The organism is Croceicoccus pelagius, assembly GCF_001661915.1.
Taxonomy (GTDB): domain Bacteria; phylum Pseudomonadota; class Alphaproteobacteria; order Sphingomonadales; family Sphingomonadaceae; genus Croceicoccus; species Croceicoccus pelagius.
The window spans coordinates 21,139-43,929 of sequence record NZ_LYWY01000014.1 but is presented as its reverse complement, the minus strand read 5'-3'; the positions used below and the strand labels follow the sequence as shown (position 1 = coordinate 43,929).

At 61.8% G+C, this 22,791-nt stretch carries 22 protein-coding genes; 17 read left to right on the top strand and 5 right to left on the bottom strand.

Features of this window, described 5'->3' with window-relative positions:
- Window positions 1-51: 51 nt before the first annotated feature.
- From A9D15_RS02740 to A9D15_RS02730, 3 genes are read right to left on the bottom strand one after another with little or no spacing between them, the layout of a single operon-like run.
- Window positions 52-612, bottom strand: coding sequence for an RNA polymerase sigma factor (locus A9D15_RS02740; protein WP_066761573.1), 561 nt, complete (start codon window positions 610-612; stop codon window positions 52-54).
- Window positions 613-618: 6 nt separating this feature from the next.
- A complete protein-coding gene (locus tag A9D15_RS02735; protein WP_008603940.1) occupies window positions 619-1,053 on the bottom strand; it encodes a Spy/CpxP family protein refolding chaperone in 435 nt (144 codons plus the stop codon).
- A 3-nt stretch (window positions 1,054-1,056) separates the two neighbouring features.
- Window positions 1,057-1,353 carry a hypothetical protein gene (locus tag A9D15_RS02730; protein ID WP_066761572.1) on the bottom strand — a complete coding sequence of 99 codons (297 nt, stop codon included), beginning with the start codon at window positions 1,351-1,353 and terminating at the stop codon, window positions 1,057-1,059.
- A 133-nt stretch (window positions 1,354-1,486) separates the two neighbouring features.
- On the opposite strand from A9D15_RS02730, the gene A9D15_RS02725 reads away from it, so the two are divergent.
- The 16 genes from A9D15_RS02725 to A9D15_RS02645 all read left to right on the top strand — a co-directional run bounded on the left by A9D15_RS02725 (window position 1,487) and on the right by A9D15_RS02645 (window position 19,628).
- The gene (locus A9D15_RS02725; protein WP_066761569.1) at window positions 1,487-2,191 is read left to right on the top strand and encodes a class I SAM-dependent methyltransferase; all 705 of its coding nucleotides are present in this window, start codon (window positions 1,487-1,489) and stop codon (window positions 2,189-2,191) included.
- Window positions 2,188-2,652: a DUF411 domain-containing protein gene (locus A9D15_RS02720; protein ID WP_066761567.1), complete on the top strand. Its 465-nt coding sequence runs from the start codon at window positions 2,188-2,190 to the stop codon at window positions 2,650-2,652. Before A9D15_RS02725 ends, A9D15_RS02720 begins: the two co-directional genes overlap by 4 nt.
- Window positions 2,653-2,863: 211 nt before the next feature.
- Window positions 2,864-3,136: a hypothetical protein gene (locus A9D15_RS02715; RefSeq protein ID WP_010240151.1), complete on the top strand. Its 273-nt coding sequence runs from the start codon at window positions 2,864-2,866 to the stop codon at window positions 3,134-3,136.
- A gap of 284 nt (window positions 3,137-3,420) precedes the next feature.
- On the top strand, window positions 3,421-4,725 hold the full coding sequence (locus A9D15_RS02710) for an APC family permease (protein ID WP_255356054.1): 1,305 nt from the start codon (window positions 3,421-3,423) through the stop codon (window positions 4,723-4,725).
- Window positions 4,722-5,135: a potassium channel family protein gene (locus tag A9D15_RS02705; RefSeq protein ID WP_054527894.1), complete on the top strand. Its 414-nt coding sequence runs from the start codon at window positions 4,722-4,724 to the stop codon at window positions 5,133-5,135. Before A9D15_RS02710 ends, A9D15_RS02705 begins: the two co-directional genes overlap by 4 nt.
- The gene (locus A9D15_RS02700; RefSeq protein ID WP_172807445.1) at window positions 5,132-5,659 is read left to right on the top strand and encodes a DUF305 domain-containing protein; all 528 of its coding nucleotides are present in this window, start codon (window positions 5,132-5,134) and stop codon (window positions 5,657-5,659) included. Before A9D15_RS02705 ends, A9D15_RS02700 begins: the two co-directional genes overlap by 4 nt.
- On the top strand, window positions 5,656-6,144 hold the full coding sequence (locus tag A9D15_RS02695; protein ID WP_066761563.1) for a DUF6692 family protein: 489 nt from the start codon (window positions 5,656-5,658) through the stop codon (window positions 6,142-6,144). The genes A9D15_RS02700 and A9D15_RS02695 overlap by 4 nt, the downstream gene beginning before the upstream one ends.
- A gap of 108 nt (window positions 6,145-6,252) precedes the next feature.
- Window positions 6,253-6,957 (top strand): NAD(P)-dependent oxidoreductase, encoded by a 705-nt coding sequence (locus A9D15_RS02690; RefSeq protein ID WP_066761559.1) that lies wholly within the window; start codon window positions 6,253-6,255, stop codon window positions 6,955-6,957.
- A 43-nt stretch (window positions 6,958-7,000) separates the two neighbouring features.
- Window positions 7,001-8,350 (top strand): MBL fold metallo-hydrolase, encoded by a 1,350-nt coding sequence (locus tag A9D15_RS02685; protein ID WP_066761557.1) that lies wholly within the window; start codon window positions 7,001-7,003, stop codon window positions 8,348-8,350.
- Between the two features lie 534 nt (window positions 8,351-8,884).
- The gene (locus A9D15_RS02675; RefSeq protein ID WP_066761554.1) at window positions 8,885-10,120 is read left to right on the top strand and encodes a TolC family protein; all 1,236 of its coding nucleotides are present in this window, start codon (window positions 8,885-8,887) and stop codon (window positions 10,118-10,120) included.
- Window positions 10,121-10,128: 8 nt separating this feature from the next.
- Window positions 10,129-11,625 carry an efflux RND transporter periplasmic adaptor subunit gene (locus tag A9D15_RS02670; protein WP_066761552.1) on the top strand — a complete coding sequence of 499 codons (1,497 nt, stop codon included), beginning with the start codon at window positions 10,129-10,131 and terminating at the stop codon, window positions 11,623-11,625.
- A complete protein-coding gene (locus A9D15_RS02665) occupies window positions 11,622-14,780 on the top strand; it encodes an efflux RND transporter permease subunit (protein WP_066761551.1) in 3,159 nt (1,052 codons plus the stop codon). The genes A9D15_RS02670 and A9D15_RS02665 overlap by 4 nt, the downstream gene beginning before the upstream one ends.
- Window positions 14,768-15,154: a copper-binding protein gene (locus tag A9D15_RS02660; RefSeq protein ID WP_066761550.1), complete on the top strand. Its 387-nt coding sequence runs from the start codon at window positions 14,768-14,770 to the stop codon at window positions 15,152-15,154. Before A9D15_RS02665 ends, A9D15_RS02660 begins: the two co-directional genes overlap by 13 nt.
- 103 nt (window positions 15,155-15,257) lie before the next feature.
- Window positions 15,258-16,754, top strand: coding sequence for a multicopper oxidase family protein (locus tag A9D15_RS02655; protein WP_229660412.1), 1,497 nt, complete (start codon window positions 15,258-15,260; stop codon window positions 16,752-16,754).
- A gap of 13 nt (window positions 16,755-16,767) precedes the next feature.
- Window positions 16,768-19,107: a heavy metal translocating P-type ATPase gene (locus A9D15_RS02650; RefSeq protein ID WP_066761546.1), complete on the top strand. Its 2,340-nt coding sequence runs from the start codon at window positions 16,768-16,770 to the stop codon at window positions 19,105-19,107.
- A 44-nt stretch (window positions 19,108-19,151) separates the two neighbouring features.
- Complete coding sequence (locus A9D15_RS02645; protein ID WP_067696355.1) at window positions 19,152-19,628, top strand: hypothetical protein; 477 nt, start codon at window positions 19,152-19,154, stop codon at window positions 19,626-19,628.
- Between the two features lie 17 nt (window positions 19,629-19,645).
- On the opposite strand, the gene A9D15_RS02640 is transcribed toward A9D15_RS02645, so the two are convergent.
- Together A9D15_RS02640 and A9D15_RS02635 are read right to left on the bottom strand one after the other, a co-directional pair.
- Window positions 19,646-21,598 (bottom strand): cytochrome c/FTR1 family iron permease, encoded by a 1,953-nt coding sequence (locus A9D15_RS02640; protein ID WP_066761544.1) that lies wholly within the window; start codon window positions 21,596-21,598, stop codon window positions 19,646-19,648.
- 96 nt (window positions 21,599-21,694) lie between these two features.
- Entirely contained in the window at window positions 21,695-22,312 is a 618-nt protein-coding gene (locus A9D15_RS02635) for a cation efflux transmembrane domain-containing protein (RefSeq protein WP_008603825.1), read from the bottom strand.
- 75 nt (window positions 22,313-22,387) lie between these two features.
- Between A9D15_RS02635 and A9D15_RS02630 the strand changes: the two genes are divergently transcribed.
- Complete coding sequence (locus A9D15_RS02630) at window positions 22,388-22,786, top strand: MerR family transcriptional regulator (protein WP_008603824.1); 399 nt, start codon at window positions 22,388-22,390, stop codon at window positions 22,784-22,786.
- Window positions 22,787-22,791: the final 5 nt, after the last annotated feature.

Here is a 22,791-nt window from a genome sequence, read left to right as displayed (position 1 = left end):
GGCTCCTGACTTGGCGTTTACCGTTACTTACGCGCGCGCCCAGCCAACCCCTCAAAGTTTTTCGAAGCGCTCCTTCAGCCTGTTGCGCGCGCGATATACGCGGGTTTCGATCGCCTTTTCGGTCGTTCCGAGAAGATCGGCCGCCTCGGCCTGGCTACGCCCCTCGATGGTCACGAGCACAAGCGCTTCGCGCAGCCTTAAAGGCATTCGCGCGATCTCGGCCTGAACGAGATTGAGCTCTTCCCTGGAAACGGCCAACGCTTCAGGACCCGGCAAATCGTCGGCGATGGAATGGAGTTCGTCATCACCCGACAGTCCGAAAAAGCCTGCGACCTTGCGCCTGCGCAAACGGTCCCGGCAGCGGTTGAGGACGACGGTTGTCAGATAGGGTCCGATCGGCTTGTCCGGATCGAGCCGATGGCGCGTCAGCCACACCGAAGCGAGGCTGTCCTGAACAACGTCCTCCGCCTGAGAAGGAGAGGAAAGCATGCGTGTCGCGAGCGCGAGAAGCCGACCGGTTTCATGCTCGACGAGCTTGCTGAAAGCCCGCTTGTTACCGGCCCTCACCTGCGAGACAAGGGCCTCATCCGGATTGTCGCCCGCCCCCGACATGGCGCTTCAGTCGCGCGGGTCGCGGGTCAGGGCGTCGGAGACCTTGCGGTCGAACTGGCGTTGCTGCTCGGGTTCGAGAATTTCACGCATGTCGAAGACATGCCGTACCGTTGCTTTCTGCAGATCGCCCATACGCGCATGCACCTCGTCGATCGCGGCCGAAACCTCGGGACCGTACTCGTGCTCATTTTCCATCGCCTGGGCGAGCCGGGCATTGGCTGCGCGCGCCGATCCTTCGAGCCGTGCCCTTTCGACAGCGAAACGGGCCTCGAGCGCATCGAGACGCTGCTCCTGGTCGGCCGTCAGGGTGAGCTCGTCGTGCACGAAATCGTGGAGGCCGGAGCCGGCCTCGTGATTGGCCCAGCGATCCGCGGCAATCGCGCCGAGGCATCCTGCAAGTGCTGCGAGAAGCACCGCGAGAACGATATGCGTCGTCTTCAAACCCTATTGCTCCACATGGAGGAGCGCCGATGGGGACAGCTGTTCGCCGAGGATAAGACCCTCGCCAAATGACGCGGAAGACGTGCCATAGCCGCCGGGCCAACCGCTCGTTCCGGCGCCAGCTCCAAGCCCGACGACGAACAGACCGACGAAAAGGGCCGTCCGGCGGCGTCGGTCGGCGATTTCGCCAAGCTGTCCGGCGCGCTGCCAAACGCCATCCATGAAGTCGGCTGGGACCTCGTTGGCGGCGGTGGTGGAAAGCGTTCCGAGCACCGCATCAAGAGAGTGATTGTCACGCATCCGAAAAACTCCTGTGGGTTGCACGTGTCCTATACGCGCTCGCCTGCACAATCCCTTAAACTTCTTTTTTTGAGGGAATGTCCAGCGCCATACGTAACCGAGACGGGTCTGTCAGAATCGGGTCGAACCCGGGATGAATGGGAACCAGCTCGTGAACAATATCACCGCACCTGAAGATCACGGCGAATTTACGCCTCTTCTTGGCAAGAGCTTTCTGACGCCCCTTTACGACCGGGCGATCGGTCTGTTCACCCGCGAACATCTCTGGCGACAAAGGATTGTCGAAGAACTGCACCTTGTCCCCGGCGACCGGGTGATCGATGTTGGCAGCGGAACCGGCACTCTTCTCAAGGCCTTGATGACGGATTGTCCGGAAGCGGGTCTGATCGGTGTCGAACCCGACCCGGATGCGCTCGCGCTTGCGCGGCGCAAGTTTGGCGCGGGAGCCGATCTCGTGAAATGGCACAATGGCTTTCTCGAAAGCCTCAAGCTGCCCGCAGGGTGGCAGCCGAACAAGATCGTCAGCAGCCTCGTCCTGCACCAGGTCCCCTTGCGCAAGAAGCAGACAATCCTGGAAACCATCGAAAGCTTGCTCGTGCCAGGCGGAACCGTGTTGATCTCCGATTATATGAAGCAGGATAGCCCACTCATGCGGAGCCTCTTCCGGGCGACCGTCCAGTCTCTTGACGGCATAAGCGACACGCAGCCCAGCGCCGACGGCGAGGTCGAAAAACTATTCGCCGAAATCTTCACCGAGCCATGCCTGCTCCAACGGTTCCCGACGGCAACCGGGACGATCTCGCTATGGCGCGGATACAAGAAAGGAATTGCACAATGAATTTGAAAAAGCCTTCGCTGCTCCGGCGATCGATTAGCGGCGCGGCCTTGCTCGTGCTGGCAGCCTGTTCGAACGTGGCTCAGGCAGCGACCTATACGATGTTCAGGGACCCCGGATGTGGATGCTGTCTCAACTGGGCAGGCCATCTTGAAGATGGGATGAACGCGAAGGTGGCATCGGTCGATAGCAACGACATGGCGGCGATCAAGACAGCGCGCGGCGTACCGGAAGAATTGTGGTCGTGCCACACGATGGAGGTCGATGGATACATCATCGAAGGTCACGTGCCCGCCGAAGCCGTCGCCCGACTTTTGCGCGAGCGGCCCGACGGCGTTGCCGGTCTAGCGGTTCCGGGAATGCCTCTGGGATCGCCCGGCATGGAGGCCGGAAACCGGATCCAGCCCTATGAGGTCATCGCCTTTGGTCCGACCGGACAGAGCGTCTTCGCATCTTATCGGTGATTGTAAGGAACTGACGCCAGTGGCCGCGCGAGAAATAAGGGCGATGTCTCGTTGAAGAACAATCGCGCGGGAATAACACAGAAGCCCGGGACACCGGGACGGGCGCTAAGATGCCTGTCGATCATCCCGCTGGGTCCGGGGCCGGCTGCCCCGACGGTCCCGGACCCTTCCGTTTGCATAATTTTAGGACGCACGAAGTGGGAGAAATGCGATGGTAAAAGGATCAATCAAGAACTCGATATTCGCATGGGGCTGGACGCTCAGCGTGTTCCTGCTTGTCAGCTACCTCCTATGCATTGCCTTCGGAGTCCTCGCACCCGAGCGGTTTCACATGCACCAAGCCTGGGCTCCGTTGCTGCCATGGTTCGAATGGCTGACCCTGTCGGGATTTCTTGCAGGAGCGGTGGGCAGTTTTCTCTACGGCTGGTACATCGCACTCATCGCGGTCCCGCTGCACCGGTTTTTCCAGGCCCGGTTTTCCTGATTTGACGCGCTGAATATTAGGCGCACTCAGCGTGGACTGCCGTGCCTTGACGCGCCGCCATCGGCATCGCTGCAGGAAGAAAGAGCGCGCCGCCGGAAATCGATAGCTCAACGCGATTTCGGGGCCAGCCCAAGGATGGCTCATGCCCCGCCAGAAAATTTTTTGAGGGGTGAGCCGCTTCGCAACGTACTGCTTGTCGTGATGTTTCTCGGACGGGAGGACATCGACAGGGGAAAGACTTGCAGACAGATGGCAACGATCAACATGGGAAGAGTGCTGGATCGATAACGCTGCTTGGCGGTGTCGCAATGGGAACCGGCGTCATGATCGGCGCTGGTATTTTCGCACTGACCGGCCAGATTGCCGAACTGGCTGGACCGCTATTTCCGCTTTCTTTCATAGTCGGCGCCCTGGTCACTTCCCTAGCCGCCTACAGCTACATCAAGATGTCGAACCGCTGGCCCTCCTCTGGCGGCATCGCGATGATTCTTCAGAAGGCCTACGGACCGGGTGTTGTTGCAGCATCGGCATCGCTCCTGATGGCGCTGTCGATGGTCATCAACGAAAGCCTGGTCGCTCGGACCTTCGCGACCTATGCCTTGCGGCCCTTTGGGCTCGAGAGCAGCGGCATTCTGGTTTCCGTCGCGGCACTGGCGCTCATCGTCTTCGCCTATTTCGTGAATGCGGCAGGCAACAAATCGGTCAGCGGTTTCTCTCTCGTCATGTCGGCGATCAAGATCGGCGGCATCGCCCTGTTCGCGATTGCGGCGATCTGGGCCAGCGGCTTTTCGGGCGGCGCCTTCTCAGAGCCAGTCGCGCTTTCGGGTCTCGACGCGTTGCTCGCGTCGGTCGCCTTCTCGATCCTCGCGTTCAAGGGTTTCACCACCATCACCAACAGCGGCGGCGAAATCATCGATCCGCACCGAAATGTTGGCAGAACTATTATCATTTCGATCACAGTATGCGTGGTCGTCTACCTTCTGGTCGCGGTGGCGGTCGGAGCCAGCCTCAGCACTTCGGAAATAGCGCAAGCGCGCGATTACTCGCTTGCGGCAGCTGCGCGCCCCGCGCTCGGAGAGCTTGGGTTCTATTTCACAGTCGCAATCGCGATCGCAGCCACGACCTCGGGTGTCATCGCCAGCGTTTTCGCCGTTTCGCGAATGCTGACGATGCTGACCGAAATGAAGATGATCCCGCATAGCCATTTTGGGATGAAGGGACCGATCCGCAGTCACATGCTGGTCTATACCGTCGTGGTCGCCGGCACGCTCGCGGTCCTGTTCGATCTTTCGCGGATCGCCTCGCTCGGAGCGTTCTTCTATCTCGTAATGGACATGCTCGTGCATTGGGGCGTGCTGCGCGGTTTGCGGGAAGAAATAGGCGCGCGTGCCTGGATCCTCTGGTCGGCGCTCATGGCGGACGGCGTAGTCCTGACAGCTTTTGCCCTCGCCAAGCTCAAAACCGACCCTGCGGTCGTCGCCTATGCGGTCGCAGGTATTGCCGCAGTGTTCGGAGCCGAATGGTTCTATCTCCGTCGGAATCCTGCGCTGCGTGAAATGCCCGCCACACACGATGGAGATCATCGATGATCGCCGCACTAATTCTCGCCATTGCACTTTTCCTGGCCTCGGTCGGCGTGCATCTGTCGATCCTCGGCGCAGGGCATCGCATGCTCGACGCACCCGGAAATTTCTCCGCCAAACTTGGGGTCGCGCTTCTCGTCCTGGCATCGCACCTGCTTGTCGCGACGCTCTTCGCTGGCGGTTTCTGGCTGGGCGCGGAGCTGGGCCTCGGCGGGTTCGACAAGACGCCGGCGATGAGTGCGATGGACTATTTCTATTTCTCGCTGATCAACGTGACCACGCTGGGGCTCGGCGACATCTACCCGACCGAGCACCTGCGCGTCATTGCCGGCGTCGAAGCCTTGACCGGCTTCGCGCTCATCAGCTGCTCGGCACAATTGTTCTGGACCATGATGAAGGAAGGAGAAAACGCATGACTGAAAGCACATCCCACTCGGATAAGGGAGGGGGCGGGAACTACTGGCGATTCATGGCCATGGTATCGACCTCGACCGTGATCATGTTCTTCCTGATGTACGCCAACAGCTTCGACATGGACGACGTGTTCTGGAGCGAGACGCGCTTCTGGATGATGTTCGTCATGGGCGCGATGATGATGGTGGTCATGCTTCTCTTCATGTGGGGCATGTACAAGGACCGGACCAAGAACTTCATCATCCTGGGCGTCGGAGCCCTCGTATTCGCACTCGCGCTATGGCTCGTACGCAGCCAGACCACGGTCGACGACACCGAATACATGGCCGCGATGATCCCGCACCACTCGATCGCGATCATGACCAGCGAGAGGGCGAGCCTGAAGGATCCGCGGGTTCGCGAACTTGCGCAGGCCATCATCGTCGCGCAGCGGCGTGAGATCGCCGAGATGAAATATCTCATCGAGGACATCGAGGAGAACGGTCCACGCACCGAAGAACGCCTGCCCGAGGAGATGCAGCAATGAACAAGATCGCACTTCTGACGCTTGCAGCCCTCCCGCTGGCGGCCTGCAACACCAATACCGCGGTCGGCAATGATCGCGAAGCGCAGCTCGATCCTCCGGCGACGGCAGCTCCGATAGAGAGTGCTGCGAGCGCTCTTGCCAACCTCAGCCCCGGCCTCATGCTGCCCGAGACCATGAGCGAGGCGGACCTCGCCGCGCTGGGAGCCGAAAACACGTGCCAGTTCCGCCTGACCGAGGTCGCTTTTCCGTCATTCGTCTACGACAACAGCGGTCGCGGGGCCATCAAGATCAACGGCAAGCTGATCCCTGTTACGGCAAGCGCCTCGGGTGAGTATGCGAATGGTGAGCTTCGTATCCGTACGCGCATTCTCGATGACGAAGGAGACGCGGGCTTGCAAATGCAGGAGCTCATCGTCGCCGGCCCCCGGATGAAGGACGAGTTCGGGTTCTGGGGGTACACGACTTGCGGCAACAGCGAAGCGTGAACACGAGCGAGCGGGCGCCGGCTTCCGTCGGTGCCCGCTCCATAATCATGATCGGCCCGGCAAGCGCGGCCGAATTTACAATGAGGTGCTACAGTGGAAGCTGAGCCTGTGACCGATGCAGCCCCCCTTGCGGTCTTCGGTGCCGGAGGAAAGACCGGCACGGAAATATTGCGCCATGCGGTCCGCAAGGGCATCGCGGTACGAGCGTTCGAACACACCCTGCCCGAACCATCGGACAGGGTCGACAATGTCGAGTATTTCCAGTGCGACGTTCTCAATGACGACTTCAGCAGCGAGCTTGAAGGTTGTCGTGCGGTCATTTCCGCACTCGGTATAGGGTTCAGTCCATCCACGACGATCGATCCGCCTCCGCTTTACACGGAGGGAACCCGCAGGCTGGTGGAAGCGATGTCGACGACCGGCATTTCCCAGATCGTCGTGATATCGGCGGCGTTTGTAGAGCCGCAACCCAGCGTTCCTGCATGGTTCGAGCTCACGGCAAGACCAGCCTTGCACAATATTCTCGAACAGATGCGCGCCATGGAAGATCTTCTGGAGCGCGCGAAAGGCCTGAAATGGACGGCTGCGCGACCGGGCTGGCTCCTCGACGAACCCTATACGGGTGAAGCCGTCATTACCGACGAGCGTCTTGCCGAGGGTTGCTTTCGTTGCAGGCACGCCGACCTCGCGGCAGCCATGCTCGAATTCGTCTGCGAGAACACCTGGGTCAACGCTAAACCCGCTATCGCCCGGCCAGAAGCAGACCGCTTCGAGAACGTCTCGGCGCTCAAAGCCGAATTCGGGATCGACTAGATCGACGCGGGCTCGCGGAAACACTCTAACGACGAGGCAAAACATGCTGCTCGAGAAGATAAAGACCCCCGGCCTCTCCCACCTTTCCTATCTGATTGGTTCGCAGGGCAAGGCAGCGGTCATCGATCCGCGCCGGGACTGCGAGATTTATGTCGAGCGTGCCCGCGCCGAAGGGCTGGAGATCACGCATATCTTCGAAACGCACAGGAATGAGGATCTCATCACGGGATCGCCGGTATTGGCCAAAATGACCGGTGCCCGCGTTCTGCACGGTCCAAACCCTGCGGACGAGATTGTTTTCGCCGACACCGCGCGAGAGGGCGACGTTTTCGAGATCGGGAAGTTGCGGATTTCGGTGCTCGAAACTCCCGGTCACACCGACGATCATCTCGCCTTCGTCCTCCATGACGACGATTTTCCCGAAGGACCGGTCGGCGTGTTCACCGGCGATGCGCTCTTCGTTGGCGACGTCGGACGCACCGATTTCTATCCCGAGCGCGCGCGGGAGGTCGCGGGCCTCCTGTACGATTCACTGCAGAAGATTTGCGGTCTGGGTGACCAGGCGATCATTTACCCCGCGCATGGAGCAGGCTCGGTCTGCGGTTCGGGAATGGCGAACCGGGAATTCTCGACCATAGGCCACGAACGTCGCAACAATCCGCGGCTCCAGATAGCCGATCGCGAGGAATTCATCGAGGCGAAGCTCGCCGAGCATCATTACCAGCCACCCTATTTCAGACTGATGGAGCGTCTGAATGTCGAGGGAACATCTCCTGCGCCACGGATCCTGCGACCAAAACGTCTCATGCTCTCGGACATCCGCGAAATCGACGCCGACCATGTCGTCGACGTGCGGGATCCGCTTGCATACGCAAGCGGGCATCTGCCTGGTTCGATATGCCTTCCGGTCGGCATGATTTCGGCGTTTGCGGGCTGGTTCATCAGGGAGGGTGAAACAATCGCCCTCGTCGGATCGGCGGAAGACCAGCTGGCTTCGGCCATGACGCACCTTGTGAGGATCGGGCTCGACTCGATCGTCGGCGGCTATGTCGGTATCGTGCCGGCTGCAGCGCAAGGAATGAAGATGGCGAGCCTTCCGATGATCGGGACGAACGAGGTTCAGGATCGTCTCGAGCGCAAGCGCGACGACTGGACCTTGCTCGATGTGCGTGACCTCGATGAGCGGCGCAGCGGCGCGATCGAGGGATCGGACCACATCTACGTGGGCGAGCTCAATTCCCGCTTCGCCGAGCTCGATCGCGAACGCGCCTATTCCGTCATGTGTGCCAGTGGAATGCGTGCGAGTGTGGCGGCGGGCTGGCTGCAAAGCAAAGGATTTGGCAAGCTCGATATATATCTGGGCTCGATGGGTGCCTGGCAGCACGCGTCGTGATGAACCATCGCACCCGATGCGAGGTCCTTGTCTTGCGCTCTTCAAAGCTTTACGCTTTTTTTATGCGAGTCTTGCGCACCCTTGGACTGCTACTGATCGCCTGCGGGCTGTTCGTCCAGTCGGCAGCGCATGCATCTGCCCTGCCTCAGGCGGTCGATGCAGGCAAACCGGCCTGCGCCGAGATGGAGATGATGGCGGGCGCAGCTTCCATGGACGATCATGACGGCGTGCCTTGCAAGAACCTTCGGCTGGATTGTCTCGTGGCATTCGGCTGCATCCCGCCCCTCGTTCCAGGGGGTGATGCGACCCTGGTCGGTGAAATACCGGCGCAGGCTTCTCAGTTCAGCAGATTAGTCTCCAATTCGCTCGCGGCCCCAAGGCTGGGGCCAGAACCGCCACCTCCGCAATTTCCGGCATGACCCGCGTGCAGGCATAAGCCTGTGCGCTCCTGCCTCTGGATGGACGACCTGCGCTCGATGCGGGCCGGTGATCCGGAACGCGTGTCTGACGCGCTCCTTTTGCGGATGAACGATCATGCAACGAATTACTTGGACCGCGATTCCGGTCCTGCTGGCCCTCGCGCCGGCGAGTAATGCCCAGTCGGTGGGCTATGAAGAAGCTTTGCGAGCAGCAACGAGCGACCAGCCCCAGGTTCGCACAAGCGAGCTGCGACTGGACGCCCGGCGCGAGATCGCCGACGCTGCCGATGAACTGCCCGATCCGCGCCTTCGCGCGGGCATCCAGAACCTGCCGGTAAGCGGGCCGGCTGCGTTCGAGCTGGGTCGCCAGCTCCCTACGCAAATCCAAGTCGGTATCGAACAGGAGATTCCCAATCTCGCGAAACGTCGGGCCCGGTTCGGAATTGCGGACGCCGACATCGACCTTGCCGCAGCACAATTGCGTCAGACCCGTTACAGGGTACGCGTCGGAGCAGGAATGGCATGGATTTCGTTGGCTTATGCCCAACGGGCTCTGACCGTCGCCGACGATGCACTTGCTGAAATCGAGGGGCTCGTACCACTCGCGAGCAGTGCTGTCGCCGCCGGTTCGGCCAGACCCGCCGAAAGTCTGGAAATACGCCGTGCCGTGCTCGAAGTCGAGGATATGCGGACCAGGATCGAGGCCGACCGAGAGGCCGCTCAGGCCATGCTGTCGCGCTATACCGCTCTGCCGACCGCCACCGCGACCGGAACCATCCCTTCGGCCGATCTCGATCCCGAAGGTTTGCGGACCATGCTTCAAAGCAATCCGGAGCTCGTCGTGGCGCTTGCGCAGGTCCGCCAAGCGGAAGCGAGAAGCGATCTTGCCCGATCGGAAAGGCGTCCGGATTTCGGCGTCAATGTGAGCTATGGACGGCGCGATCCCGATTTTGGCGATGCAATCTCGGTGATGGGTTCGATCACGCTCCCGATTTTCGCGGACCGGCGCCAAAACCCGCGTATAGCCGCCGCCGAAGCCGAAGCGGCTGCGGCACAGTCGGCCAGAGCCGATCGGCTGCGTGAACTCGAAGCCCGGTTCGAAACCGATCTCGCGGCATGGCGCAGCGCTTATCGACAATGGCAGCGCGCGACCGACGAATTGCTTCCCCTTGCCGAAAGCCGCGTGGACCTCGAGCGCGCGAGCTTTGCCGCGGGCCGCGCGGAACTGCTCGACGTCATCGACGCCATCAAAACGCTCGCCGTGCTGCGGGTGGACATTCTGCAACGCGAGGAAGCGACCGTCGAAGCCGCCGCGAACCTGCGACTGACCTATGGGGAGTATGGCCGATGAGAGCCGCAATGGGAGCCGCGTGGGACAGGCTGTCGCCGCGCCAGAAATCCTGGACGATGGCAGGCACGGTCGCGCTCATCAGTCTTGCCGCCGGCTATGGTCTCTCGCAGCTCGGCGAAGGCCAGGGTGGTGCAAGCGACGCGGGCGGCAGTGCGACCGAATGCGAGGAGGTCCTTTACTGGTACGACCCGATGGTGCCGGGGCAGCACTTCGACGAGCCGGGCAATTCGCCCTTCATGGATATGCAGCTGGTGCCCAAGTGCGCGGGCGAGGAGGCCACTGCAGGCGTCAGGATAGATCCCGGCCTGGTGCAGAATTTCGGCATCCGCACCACTGAAGCCGAGTACGGCGTCCTCGAGCCGGAAATAACCGTCACAGGCGTTCTGGCCTACAACGAACGCGACGTCGCGATCGTCCAGCCACGTGCCGGAGGCTATGTACAAAGAACCTACGGCCGCGCGCCCGACGATGTCGTTGGACGGGGCGCGCCGCTCGCGGATATCCTGGTTCCCGAATGGGGCGGAGCGCAGCAGGAGTATCTGGCCGTCCTGAACAGCGGTGATGAAGAACTTGCGCAGGCCATGCGCGAACGCATGCGCCTTTTGGGCATGCCTCCAGGCCTGATCTCATCGGTAGGGCGCAATGGACGTCCGCAGTCCACGATCACCGTTACCGCGCCGATTGGAGGTGCCATCACATCGCTCGGCGTGCGTCCGGGAATGACAGTCATGGCCGGACAGACGCTCGCCGAGATAACCGGTTTCTCACCGATCTGGCTCGAAGCCGCGGTGCCTGAAACGCAGGCGGCGAATGTACGCGTCGGGCAACCTATCAGCGCGACGCTGACCGCATTCCCCGAGGAACGCTTCTCCGGACCCATTGTCGCTATCCTGCCGAGCGCGGAGGATGCAAGCCGTACGATCACCGTTCGTGCGCAACTGCCCAATGCATCCGGTCGCCTCAAGCCGGGCATGTTCGCACACGTCTCGCTGACCCCGGACACACGCCGCGCGCTGCTGGTGCCGTCCGAAGCCGTTATCAGGACCGGACGTCGAACCATCGTGATGGTGAAGCAGGACGAGGGCGGTTTCATGCCCGCCGAGGTCCGGATCGGCCGCGAAGCGGGTGGCAGGACCGAGGTTCTGGCCGGTCTGTCGGCCGGCGAACAGGTCGTGACATCGGGTCAGTTCCTGCTCGATTCCGAAGCAAGCCTTACCGGACTCGACGTCCGTCCGGTCGATCAGGCAGATGACGCTTCCACCGGCGGCGAGGACGAACCAGCGACCTTCGGTGCCACCGGCACGATCCAGTCGATCGCCAATGGTTCGGTGACGCTGCGGCATGGTCCTGTGCCCCGGCTCGATTGGCCCGCGATGACCATGACCTTCCGCACGAAGAGCGCGGCGCAAATGCGCGGGCTCGAGACGGGAGACAGGGTGCGCTTCACCTTCACCCAGCAGGATGCCGGCCCCCGGATCGAGTCTATCACGAGGGCCGGACAATGATTGCTCGGATAATTGATGCCTCGATCGCCAACCGCCTGTTTATCGTTCTCGCCGCCGTCGCGGTAACGCTGGCCGGTTTCTGGGCGGTGCGCACGACGCCGGTCGACGCGTTGCCCGATCTGTCCGATGTGCAGGTTGTGGTCCGGTCAAACTATCCGGGGCAGGCCCCCCGGATCGTCGAGGACCAAGTCACCTACCCCCTGGCAACGACCATGCTTTCGGTGCCGGGGGCGAAAACCGTCCGCGGCTACTCGATGTTCGGCGACAGCTATGTCTATATCATCTTCGAGGACGGTACCGACCTCTACTGGGCGCGATCGCGTGTGCTCGAATATCTCAACCAGGTGCAGGTCCGCCTGCCCGATGGCGTGACGAGCACGCTCGGCCCCGATGCCACCGGGGTAGGGTGGATCTACGAATATGCGCTGATCGATCGCAGCGGCGGACACGACCTTGCCGGACTGCGCAGCCTGCAGGACTGGTTCCTGCGCTACGAGCTCAAGACAATCCCCGGCATTGCCGAGGTCGCCAGCGTCGGAGGAATGGTCAAGCAATACCAGGTCGTGCTCGAGCCTTACCGGATGGCCTCGCTCGGCGTGACTCACGCCGAGATCGTGAGCGCAATCCAGTCCGCCAACCAGGAAGCGGGCGGCTCGATCGTCGAGATGGGCGAAGCCGAATATATGGTCCGTGCCTCGGGTTATCTCGGCGACCTCGACGATTTCAGGGCGATCCCGCTGCGCGCGGTGAGCGGCGGCGTTCCGGTCACGCTGGGCGACGTAGCGACGATCCAGGTCGGCCCCGAACTGCGCCGAGGCATCGCCGAGCTCAATGGCGAAGGCGAGGTTGCCGGCGGCATCATCGTCCTGCGCCAGGGTGCGGATGCAAGAAGCGCAATACAGGCCGTCGAACAGAAACTCGACGACTTGCAGGCAAGCCTTCCCGAAAGCGTCGAGATCGTCACGACCTACGATCGCTCTCAGCTCATCGATGCGTCTATAGAGAACCTCACCACGAAGCTCATCGAAGAGTTTATCGTCGTGGCGCTCGTATGCGCGCTGTTCCTCTGGCACGCGCGCTCGGCACTTGTCGCCATCATCACCCTGCCTTTGGGCGTGCTCGCGGCCTTCATCGTGATGCGCATCCAGGGCGTCAATGCCAACATCATGTCGCTGGGTGGAATAGCCATCGCGGTCGGTGCGATGGTCGATGCCGCCGTCGTCATGATTGAGAACGCGCACAAGCATCTCGAGCGATGGGAACACGAGAATCCCGATACCGTGCTCGCGGTGAAGGAACGCTGGCGGATCATCGCCGATGCATCGAAGGAAGTGGGACCGGCGTTGTTCTTCAGTCTGCTGATCATTACGCTGTCGTTCCTACCGGTCTTCACCCTGCAGGCGCAGGAAGGGCGGTTGTTCGCTCCGCTCGCTTTCACCAAGACCTATGCCATGGCGGCCGCGGCCATTCTGTCGGTAACGCTGGTGCCGGTAATGATGGGATGGCTGATCCGTGGGAAGATCCCTTCGGAGGATTCCAATTTTCTCAACCGCTGGCTGACGAAAATCTATCGTCCGGGGCTCGACTGGGTCATGCGGCGCCCAAAGGCAACGCTGGTGATCGCGGCGCTGATCTTCCTGACCACCGCGATCCCCTTCACCCGGCTTGGCGGCGAGTTCCTCCCGCCGCTCGATGAAGGCGATTTGCTTTATATGCCGAGCGCGCTGCCCGGCCTCTCCCCCGGCGAGGCTTCGGCGCTGCTGCAGCGCACCGATCGCCTGATCAAGTCGGTCCCCGAGGTGGAAACGGTGTTCGGCAAGGCGGGGCGCGCCGATACAGCGACGGATCCGGCTCCCCTGACGATGTTCGAAACGACGATCCGCTTCAAGCCGCGCGAGGAGTGGCGCGAGGGAATGACGCCCGATCTGCTGGTCGAGGAACTTGACCGGGTCGTCCAGGTGCCGGGCCTCGCCAATGTCTGGGTGCCGCCGATCCGCAACCGGATCGACATGCTCGCGACCGGGATCAAGAGCCCGATCGGGGTCAAGGTTTCAGGCGACGATCTCGATCAACTCGAACGCGTTGCACTCGATGTGGAGCGTATCGCCAAGACCGTGCCTGGCGTGAGTTCCGCCCTGGCCGAGCGGCTGTCGGGCGGTCGGTATGTCGATGTCGATATCGACCGGATGGCGGCCGCGCGATACGGGCTCAACATTGCCGACATCCAGCAGATCGTCTCTGGTGCAGTTGGCGGTGCCAATGTCGCACGGACCGTCGAGGGGCTGGCGCGCTATCCGATCAATGTGCGCTATCCCCGCGAAATCAGGGACAGCGTCGAGGAACTCAGGGCCTTGCCGGTTCTGACGCCGTCCGGCCAACAGATCACGCTTGGCACTGTCGCCCGTATCGCCGTCAGCGACGGTCCGCCCATGCTCAAGAGCGAACAGGGCCGACTGACCAGCTACATCTACGTCGACGTCCGGGGCCGCGATCTTACCTCGGTGGTCGCCGATCTGCAGGAGGTCGTCGCCGCGGGTGCCGATCTTCCTGCCGGCGTCAGCCTGTCCTATGCGGGCCAGTTCGAATATCTGACGCGCGCATATGAGCGACTGAAGGTCGTGGTTCCCGCGACGCTCGCGATCATCTTCCTGCTGCTATATCTCATTTTCCGGCGCTGGGACGAAGCCTTGCTGATCATGGGCACGCTGCCCTTCGCGCTGACGGGCGGATACTGGTTGCTCTATCTGATGGGCTACAACCAGTCGGTGGCGACTGCGGTCGGTTTCATCGCGCTTGCCGGCGTCTCCGCCGAATTCGGCGTGGTGATGCTGATCTACCTGAAAGCCGCACTGGAGCGGCGGCGCGGTGATCTGAGCGCCGAAGAAGTAGACGAGGCCATCCGGGAAGGCGCGCTCCTGCGCGTGCGGCCCAAGGCGATGACCGTCGCAGTCATCCTTGCCGGTCTCTTTCCGATCCTGATCGGCACGGGCGCGGGCTCGGAAGTCATGAGCCGCATCGCCGCGCCGATAGTCGGCGGCATGATCACCGCCCCGCTCCTGTCCATGTTCCTGCTTCCCGCCGCTTATCTGTTGTTGCGGCGCCCCCGTCCGGAAAAACCGGCCAATTCTCAAGGAGAAGAAGAATGCGTACCCTAACCTACATAATCCTGCTCGCGGCACCGCTGGCGCTTGCAGCCTGCGATGCTGCGGACGATACCTCCGAGACCATGATGCCTGACGAAATGGCGAACTCGGACAGTATGCCCATGTCAGGCGAAATGCCGATGGCGGAGGAGACCGGCGGCGAGCAGAGCGCCAGCGCGGAGGGAACGGTTACAGCCATCGATCCCGAGGCGGGCACCGTGACCATCGAGCATAGTCCGGTCGAAAGTATCGGATGGCCGGCAATGACCATGGCCTTCGAAGCCGACGCGCAGATCCTCGAACAGGTCAGTATCGGTGAGGGAATAGCCTTCGAATTTCGTACTGGAACCGAAGGCAGTGTCGTTACCTCGGTGACGCCGCGATAGAAAAATAAGTGGGAGGTGCTCGGTCGCGCCGGCGCCTCCCACGCCAAAGCAGGTGAATATGCCAGGTATCGACAGGCCCAACTTTCAGGATCGCCGCGACTTCATGAAGAGCGTCGGCCTCGCGGCGACGAGTTTCGCGGTGCTGCCGCTAGTGGGTTGCGACACGCAAAGTAGGATGTCGCTCGATCGATCAGGCGCTAGCAATCCCCTCGCCATACCTGAGCTACAGGCAGGAACCATCGAACGGGGGGAGCGTGTCTTTCGCCTGTCCCTGACATCGGGCGAGAAAGACTTCGTGCCTGGCACTCCGTCTCCGACAATCGGTATCGACGCATCCTATCTCGGACCGACCCTCGAAATGCGTCGCGGCGAACAGGTTCGATTTCACATCGACAACAAGCTTGCCGAAGATGCGACCGTCCACTGGCATGGCTTCGAACTTCCCGCCACCGCGGATGGCGGGCCGCACCAGCTCGTGCGGCCCGGCGAGCGCTGGAGCCCGTCCTTCGAAATACGCCAGCGCGCGTCGCTATACTGGTATCATTCGCATTTACATCAGCGGGCGGGACCACAGGTCTATGCCGGTCTCGCAGCCCCGATCTACGTGCGCGACGAGGAAGAGGATCGCCTCGATCTGCCGAGCCGGTACGGTGTGGATGACATACCGCTCATCGTGCAGGATCGCGTGATCGACAGCTCGGGCCGCCTCGTTTACCCGCTCAACATGCACTCGCGGATGATGGGAGTGCTGGGCGAGCACATCTATGTGAACGGAACGGCCAATGCCGTTTTCGACGGCGCCGCCGGCCCGCTGCGCCTGCGGCTTCTCAATGGATCGAATGCGCGGTTCTACACCTTCTCGCTCGAAGGTGATCGTCCGATGCAACTCATCGCAAGCGATGGCGGCCTGCTTGCCGCACCCCGGAAGGTTCGAAGTCTTACCCTTGCCCCAGGCGAACGCGCACAAGTGATCGTCGACCTTTCCGAAGGGCGCCCGCTGCGCCTGAATGCCAGCAGTCCTGATAACGCCATGGGCATGATGGCCGGAGAAGGCGGGGGTATGATGGACGGCGGAATGATGGGAAACCGGACCGGTCGCGAGAGGCAGGGCCGCACCTTTTCGATCCTCGATATGCGTCCCTCCGGCGCGTCGACTTCAGTTATGCTTCCGCCCACCCTGGCCGCGCTTGCCGCGCCGGACCCCTCGCTCGCCGTTCGCAGCCGCCGTTTCGTGCTCGATATGGGCATGATGGGTCGAGGCATGTCGATCAACGGCGAGACCATGGACATGGACGTCATCAATCAACGCGTACCGGTGGGTCAGTGGGAAATATGGGAAATCGCTAACGCTTCGATGATGGCGCATCCCTTTCATATTCATAACGTGCAGTTCCGCTTGCTCGACCGGGACGGTCGGCCTCCGCGGGCGGAAGAGGCGGGCTTCAAGGACACCGTTATCGTCAACCCGCGTGAACAGGTCAGGCTGCTGTTGCGGTTTGAAGAGAATACCGATCCCGACAATCCCTACATGTATCACTGTCATATCCTCGAGCACGAGGACGCAGGCATGATGGGGCAGTTCGTGGTCACGGCCAATTAGGGGAGAACGACAGATGAGCGATGGGCACAATGCAATCGAGGGTACGGCGACCGACCCCGTTTGCGGAATGAGCGTGAAGATGGACGGCGCCCGCTTCATCGATCGACACGAGGGTGGCGACCATTACTTCTGCTCCTCGCGCTGCCTCGACAAGTTCCGCGCGGATCCGGAGATGTATCTTTCGAAGGCGCACCTCGATGCTGTCGAGGATGTCCCGGAAGGTACGATATACACCTGTCCGATGCATCCGGAGATCCGGCAGCCGGGGCCGGGCTCCTGCCCGATATGCGGGATGGCCCTCGAACCCGAAACGGTCACCTTGAACGAGGGCCCCGATCCCGAACTCGTCGACATGCGGCGAAGGTTCTGGTGGAGCGCGCTCTTCACCCTGCCGCTCTTCGCCTATGCGATGGGCGACACGATCCCGTCGCGACCGTTCGATCAGGTCATCGAACCCGCTTTCGCGCAGTGGCTGCAGCTCCTGCTGGCCACTCCGGTGGTGCTTTGGGGCGGCTGGCCCTTCTTCACCCGGGCGCTGCAATCGGTCCGGACCATGAACCTCAACATGTTCACCCTGATCGGCTTCGGCGTCGCCATCGCTTATCTGTTCAGCCTTGTGGCAACCCTCGCCCCGGACATCTTCCCCGAGGCTTTCCGCGATCATGCGGGCCGGGTCGGCGTCTATTACGAGGCCGCAGCGGTTATCACGACCCTCGTGCTGCTCGGGCAGGTGCTCGAGCTCAAGGCGCGCGGATCGACATCGAGCGCCTTGCGAGCGCTTCTCGAACTCGCGCCCCCGACCGCGATGAAGATTTTCGGTCGCGGAGACGAGCGCGAAGTACCGCTCGATGAATTGACGTCTGGGGACCTGCTGCGCGTGCGTCCGGGCGACAAGGTCCCCGTCGATGGCACGCTCGAGGATGGAAGCAGCGCCATCGACGAGTCCATGATCAGTGGCGAACCCATTCCCGTCAAGAAAAGCGCGGGCGATCAGGTAATCGGGGGCACTGTCAACCAGACCGGCAGCTTCACCATGCGCGCGACGCAGGTCGGCGCGGACACCATGCTCTCGAAGATCGTGCAGATGGTGGCGGAGGCGCAGCGCAGCCGGGCACCGATCCAGCGGCTCGCCGACCAGGTCACCGGATGGTTCGTGCCCATCGTCGTCCTTGTCGCTATCGTGAGTTTTGTCGTCTGGGCCATCTGGGGACCGGCACCGGCCCTTGCCTACGCGCTCGTCAACGCGGTCGCCGTTCTGATCATCGCCTGTCCCTGCGCGCTCGGACTGGCGACGCCAATGTCGATCATGACCGGCACCGGCAAGGGAGCCCAGCACGGCATCCTGATCAAGAACGCCGAAGCGCTCGAAACGCTGGAAAAGATCGATACGCTGGTTGTCGACAAGACCGGCACACTGACCCGGGGCAAGCCCGATCTTGTCGACGTAAAACCGCAGTCAGATTTCGACGAGCAGGAGTTGCTGAGCCTTGTCGCTGCTGTTGAGAGAGGAAGCGAGCATCCGCTCGCCCACGCGATCGTCGAAGGGGCTCAAAGCAGAGGCGCTGCCATTCTCGACGCTTCCGATATCGAGTCCGTGACCGGCGAAGGCATCCAGGCAAATGTCGACAAGCGCCGGGTCGCGATCGGGAATGAAAAGATGATGGAGCGCATAGGGGCGCTCGAAGAAAGCTGGCGGTCCTCGGCCAATGAGGGTCGAAGCCTCGGACAGACGGTGATGTTCGTGGCCGTGGACGGGGCACCGGCAGGCCTTATCGCTGTCGCCGATCCGATCAAGGAAACCAGCCGCACCGCTATTACCGCGCTGCATGAGCGCGGCATCAAGATCGTGATGCTTACCGGCGACAGCGAAGCCACCGCGCGTGCGGTAGCAAGCCAGGTCGGTATCGACGAAGTCGAAGCGAATGTCTCGCCCGAGGACAAACATCGCAAGATCGAGCAGTTGAAGAGCGAGGGTCGCCGGGTCGCTATGGCCGGCGACGGCATAAACGACGCACCCGCGCTTGCCGCTTCGCATGTCGGCATCGCGATGGGAACGGGTACCGATGTCGCGATCGAAAGCGCGGGCGTGACATTGGTGCGCGGCGACCTCGTCGGCGTTGTTCAGGCGCTCGTCCTGTCTCGGGCCACTATGCGCAACATCAGGCAGAACCTGTTCTTTGCCTTCGCCTATAACGCGCTCGGCATTCCGGTCGCCGCAGGTGTTCTCTATCCGTGGACCGGGTTGCTTTTGAACCCGATGATCGCGGCCGCGGCGATGAGCCTGTCCTCGGTATCGGTGATCGGCAACGCCCTGCGCCTGCGCGGCCTCGCTCTTCCCAAATTCGATACCTGAGCGATGGGCACGGGAGGGAGATGGCAAGAGTGACGGATTAGACGATGCAGGATCAAAACCAAATCTCTGAGAAATCGCGCGAATGGCGCGGTGCTCATCCAGCGCTCTGGATCGCGATATTCGGAATTCTTATCGCATTCGCCTGGGAGATGCTTCAGCTTCCTTTCTACCAGTCGGGAGATCTGTCGCCTGCCGAGGCAGCACGTCGCTGCGGCCTGGCCTCGTTCGGCGATGCCGGGATCATGGTGGCCGCTTATCTCGGCGCCTCTGTCGGCAGTGGTAAAACGCCGTGGCTCGTAGACTGGCCGATCTCGCGTTTGGTCGTGTTCCTGGGAATCGGCCTGGCCATTACTGCCATGGTCGAAGTGCTGGCTGTCGGTGCCGACTGGGGGTGGTCCTATAGTGCAATCATGCCGCTTGTGCCCGGGACCAAAATCGGCCTGGTACCGATCGTGATGTGGGTCGCGGTTCCCACCGCCACCTTGTGGCTCGCGCGCCGTCTCGGCACCGGACCCCGCTGATCGCAAACCGGGATCTCCTATCCCTCGACAGCTGCCGGCTGCGGTCCCGATGGTGATCGACTTACCCGAAATCCGGCAATCAGGGCCAGCAGCGTGAGCAATTGCGCGCCGATCGTCTCGACCGTCGGGAAGAAGCCGAGTTCGGCGAGGCGCGGCAAGCCGGCGATGAAAGTGGCGGAAAGAACTCCGGCCTCCTGGAAAGCGCCCACGCCCTTGCCCGCGAGAATGACCGCAAGGATCGCAATCAGGATAGCACTGTAGCGGAAGAACTGGGTGATCGGCAGTTTGCGGCTGTAGCGCAGCATGGCCCAAGCAATGAGCGCCAGCAGCGCTACTGCCGACAAGGCACCTAACAGTATGATGCCGCTGCTCTGCGGGTTCCACAGGGCAGCGTAGAACAGGATAGTCTCGAAAGCTTCGCGGTAGACCACGACAAAGGCGAGCCCGAAGAGAAACCATGCCGATCCGCGCGAAAGCGCCTTGCCCATTTTTTCCTGGATATAGCGCCGCCACTCCTCGGCCTGGGATTTGCCGTGCATCCAGATCCCGACCGATACGAGAATGACAGCCGCAAGCAGCGCGCCGATCCCTTCGGTCATCTCGCGGCTCGCCCCGCTGATGCTTACGAAGTAGGTTGCTACGACCCAGGTGGCGACACCTGCGAAAAGAGCAGCGATCCAGCCACCATGGATATAGGGCAATACCTCGGAGCGCTGCGACTTTTTCACAAAGGCGATCATGGCGATCACAACCAGAAGTGCTTCGATCCCCTCGCGCAGCAGGATGGTGAACGCCCCGAGAAAGGTCGAGATTTCGCTGGCCGCCTCAGGAGCCAACGCTCCCTCGGCTCTGGCCAGCAGACTATCGATGCGAGCCCTTAGTTGCTGTAGTTCGGATGGATCCGCACCGGACTCTATTCCGGCCCGAAATTGCCCGAGCGCCTGTTCTACCTCGCGCATCAAACCGCCATCGCGCGTTGCAAGGAGGGCCTCCAGGGGTTCGAACCCGTCGAGATAGGCAGAAAGGGCAAGCTGCCGCGCTTCTTCACGGTCGCCAGCCCGATAGGCTGACAGGCTGCGATCGAGCGTATCGCGAACGAAAGCGAGCGAACCTGTGTCATTTGCCTGTCCCACCGCATTGGGATTGGCGCGAAGATAGGCCATGACGGCGAGCGCACGGTCCTCTCCGATCTCCTCGGCCAGACTTTCCGGTGTGAGCGCGGCGAGCGTCTCGAGATCGGGGACAAGCTGGCGTATGCCATCATCTTCCCGCCAGATACGCTCGCCTTTGGCCACATCTTCAAAAGCAATGCTGCCGGCATAGAATGCAAGCGCCCAGCGATCCTCGTCGGACAGCGATGCGAAGCTGGCCATGGACGTTCCTTCAAGCCCCTGCGTGATGACCTGGTAAAGCCCGAACGCACTGCGCTGCCGTGCCCGGTCGATATCGGTAAAGTCTATCGGCGGGGGATCGAGCGCCTGCATTGCGGCCGGTGGCGCACTTCCGGCGGCGCCGTGACACGAGGCGCAGTTCTGCGCGAAGAGAGTGCGGGCGCGGACAAGGTCGGGCGCCTGCGAAGGGGCGAGCGGAACCGGGTAGGCTGTCAGCAACGAGGCTGCCAGCGCGCGCGCGAAGCGCCCAACTTGCTCGGCAGGTTCCTTGTTGGCGATCAGAGCTCGCAGCTGGTCCGATCGGCGGATGAGTGCTTGATTGTCTTTAGTGTCCGGAAATGCAGCGACCTGCCGCGCCACGACATCGGAAAACTCCACCATTTCGCGATATTCGAATTCGTCGGCAACACGTCCCTCGGAAACCGCGGAGGCGTAGTCGACCGCGATATAATCGAGCAGACGCCAGGTGGTTCGCACATCGGGTTCTTCCGCGTTCGCGGTGACGGACAGACACAGCGCAAGCGCCAGCAGAATGAGCCGCAGTGCCGGATGGACGGTGGCGGAGACGATGCGATGCATGAGGGGTCTCTATATCTGTTGCAATTAATTCGCAATAGCAGAGTCTAGACGGAAACGTATTTCCCTCAATCCGCAATCGCGGGCATATTCTGGAGTTTAGGTAGAGCGCAGTTCGCCACGTGCCTGTTTGAAGACTTCGGCACTTCCCCACACCGCCAGTCCTGCCATGATGCTCGCCACAACCAGATCGGGCCACGCACGGCCGGTGCCGAAAACGCCAATCGCTGCCGCCAGCACGGCGATATTACCGATCGCGTCGTTGCGCGAACAGATCCACACCGAGCGCATGTTCGCATCGCCCGAGCGATACCGGAACAGCATCGCGGCGACGGCGAGATTTACCGCCAAAGCAAGAGAACCGATGGCGCCCATCGTTCCCGGGTCGGGCGACGCCCCGACAAAAAAACCCCAGATGGCCGAGCCGAGCACCCACAGGCCGAAAGCCAGCATGGTCGCCGCCTTTACGAGAGCCGCACGCGCGCGCCAGACGAGCGCCATGCCCGCTACGCCGAGACTGATAGCATAGTTTGCCGCATCACCGAGAAAGTCGAGCGCGTCGGCCTGCAAGGCGCGCGAATCCGCAGCAATGCCTGCCACGATCTCCACACCGAACATGATTGCATTAAGGCCCAGCGCGATCCACAGAATGCGCCGCCATGTCGGATCGTTGTTGTTTGCACCGCCCTCATCGGGACCGCAGCAGGTCTTTCCCATTTACTCGACTCCTTGCGTCGATCCGCCCTATGCACCTTGTAGTAACTACAAGGTCAAGCCGCAGGAGCCTTTGTCATGAGAATTGGTCAACTTGCCCGGATAACCGGCGTCAAATCCGAAACAATCCGCTTCTACGAGCGCGAAGGTATCCTCGCTGCCCCTCCGCGCACGAAGGCCAATTATCGCGACTATGGACCTGCAGAGGAAGCGCGCCTTAACTTCATACGGCGCGCGCGTGATCTCGGCTTCTCGATGGCACGCATCAGGGAATTGCTCGATCTCTCCGATGATGCCGACCGGTCCTGCGCGGGCATTGACGCTCTGGCCAGAAGCCATCTCGGCGAAGTCGAGCGCAAGATCGCCAGCCTGGAGGCGTTGCGGACGGAGCTTGGGCGCATGATCGCTGCCTGCGAGCAAGACACGGTAGGCGATTGTCGCATCATCGATGCACTTGCCGGTACCACCGAGCCTTGATGCCC

Coding starts and splice junctions, on each gene's coding strand:
- A9D15_RS02655 (WP_229660412.1), top strand. CDS start 15,258: ATGAAGAGCGTCGGCCTCGCGGCGACGAGTTTCGCGGTGCTGCCGCTA.
- A9D15_RS02730 (WP_066761572.1), bottom strand. CDS start 1,353: ATGCGTGACAATCACTCTCTTGATGCGGTGCTCGGAACGCTTTCCACC.
- A9D15_RS02675 (WP_066761554.1), top strand. CDS start 8,885: ATGCAACGAATTACTTGGACCGCGATTCCGGTCCTGCTGGCCCTCGCG.
- A9D15_RS02700 (WP_172807445.1), top strand. CDS start 5,132: ATGACTGAAAGCACATCCCACTCGGATAAGGGAGGGGGCGGGAACTAC.
- A9D15_RS02720 (WP_066761567.1), top strand. CDS start 2,188: ATGAATTTGAAAAAGCCTTCGCTGCTCCGGCGATCGATTAGCGGCGCG.
- A9D15_RS02635 (WP_008603825.1), bottom strand. CDS start 22,312: ATGGGAAAGACCTGCTGCGGTCCCGATGAGGGCGGTGCAAACAACAAC.
- A9D15_RS02725 (WP_066761569.1), top strand. CDS start 1,487: ATGAATGGGAACCAGCTCGTGAACAATATCACCGCACCTGAAGATCAC.
- A9D15_RS02665 (WP_066761551.1), top strand. CDS start 11,622: ATGATTGCTCGGATAATTGATGCCTCGATCGCCAACCGCCTGTTTATC.
- A9D15_RS02715 (WP_010240151.1), top strand. CDS start 2,864: ATGGTAAAAGGATCAATCAAGAACTCGATATTCGCATGGGGCTGGACG.
- A9D15_RS02670 (WP_066761552.1), top strand. CDS start 10,129: ATGGGAGCCGCGTGGGACAGGCTGTCGCCGCGCCAGAAATCCTGGACG.
- A9D15_RS02695 (WP_066761563.1), top strand. CDS start 5,656: ATGAACAAGATCGCACTTCTGACGCTTGCAGCCCTCCCGCTGGCGGCC.
- A9D15_RS02740 (WP_066761573.1), bottom strand. CDS start 612: ATGTCGGGGGCGGGCGACAATCCGGATGAGGCCCTTGTCTCGCAGGTG.
- A9D15_RS02650 (WP_066761546.1), top strand. CDS start 16,768: ATGAGCGATGGGCACAATGCAATCGAGGGTACGGCGACCGACCCCGTT.
- A9D15_RS02685 (WP_066761557.1), top strand. CDS start 7,001: ATGCTGCTCGAGAAGATAAAGACCCCCGGCCTCTCCCACCTTTCCTAT.
- A9D15_RS02645 (WP_067696355.1), top strand. CDS start 19,152: ATGCAGGATCAAAACCAAATCTCTGAGAAATCGCGCGAATGGCGCGGT.
- A9D15_RS02630 (WP_008603824.1), top strand. CDS start 22,388: ATGAGAATTGGTCAACTTGCCCGGATAACCGGCGTCAAATCCGAAACA.
- A9D15_RS02705 (WP_054527894.1), top strand. CDS start 4,722: ATGATCGCCGCACTAATTCTCGCCATTGCACTTTTCCTGGCCTCGGTC.
- A9D15_RS02640 (WP_066761544.1), bottom strand. CDS start 21,598: ATGCATCGCATCGTCTCCGCCACCGTCCATCCGGCACTGCGGCTCATT.
- A9D15_RS02660 (WP_066761550.1), top strand. CDS start 14,768: ATGCGTACCCTAACCTACATAATCCTGCTCGCGGCACCGCTGGCGCTT.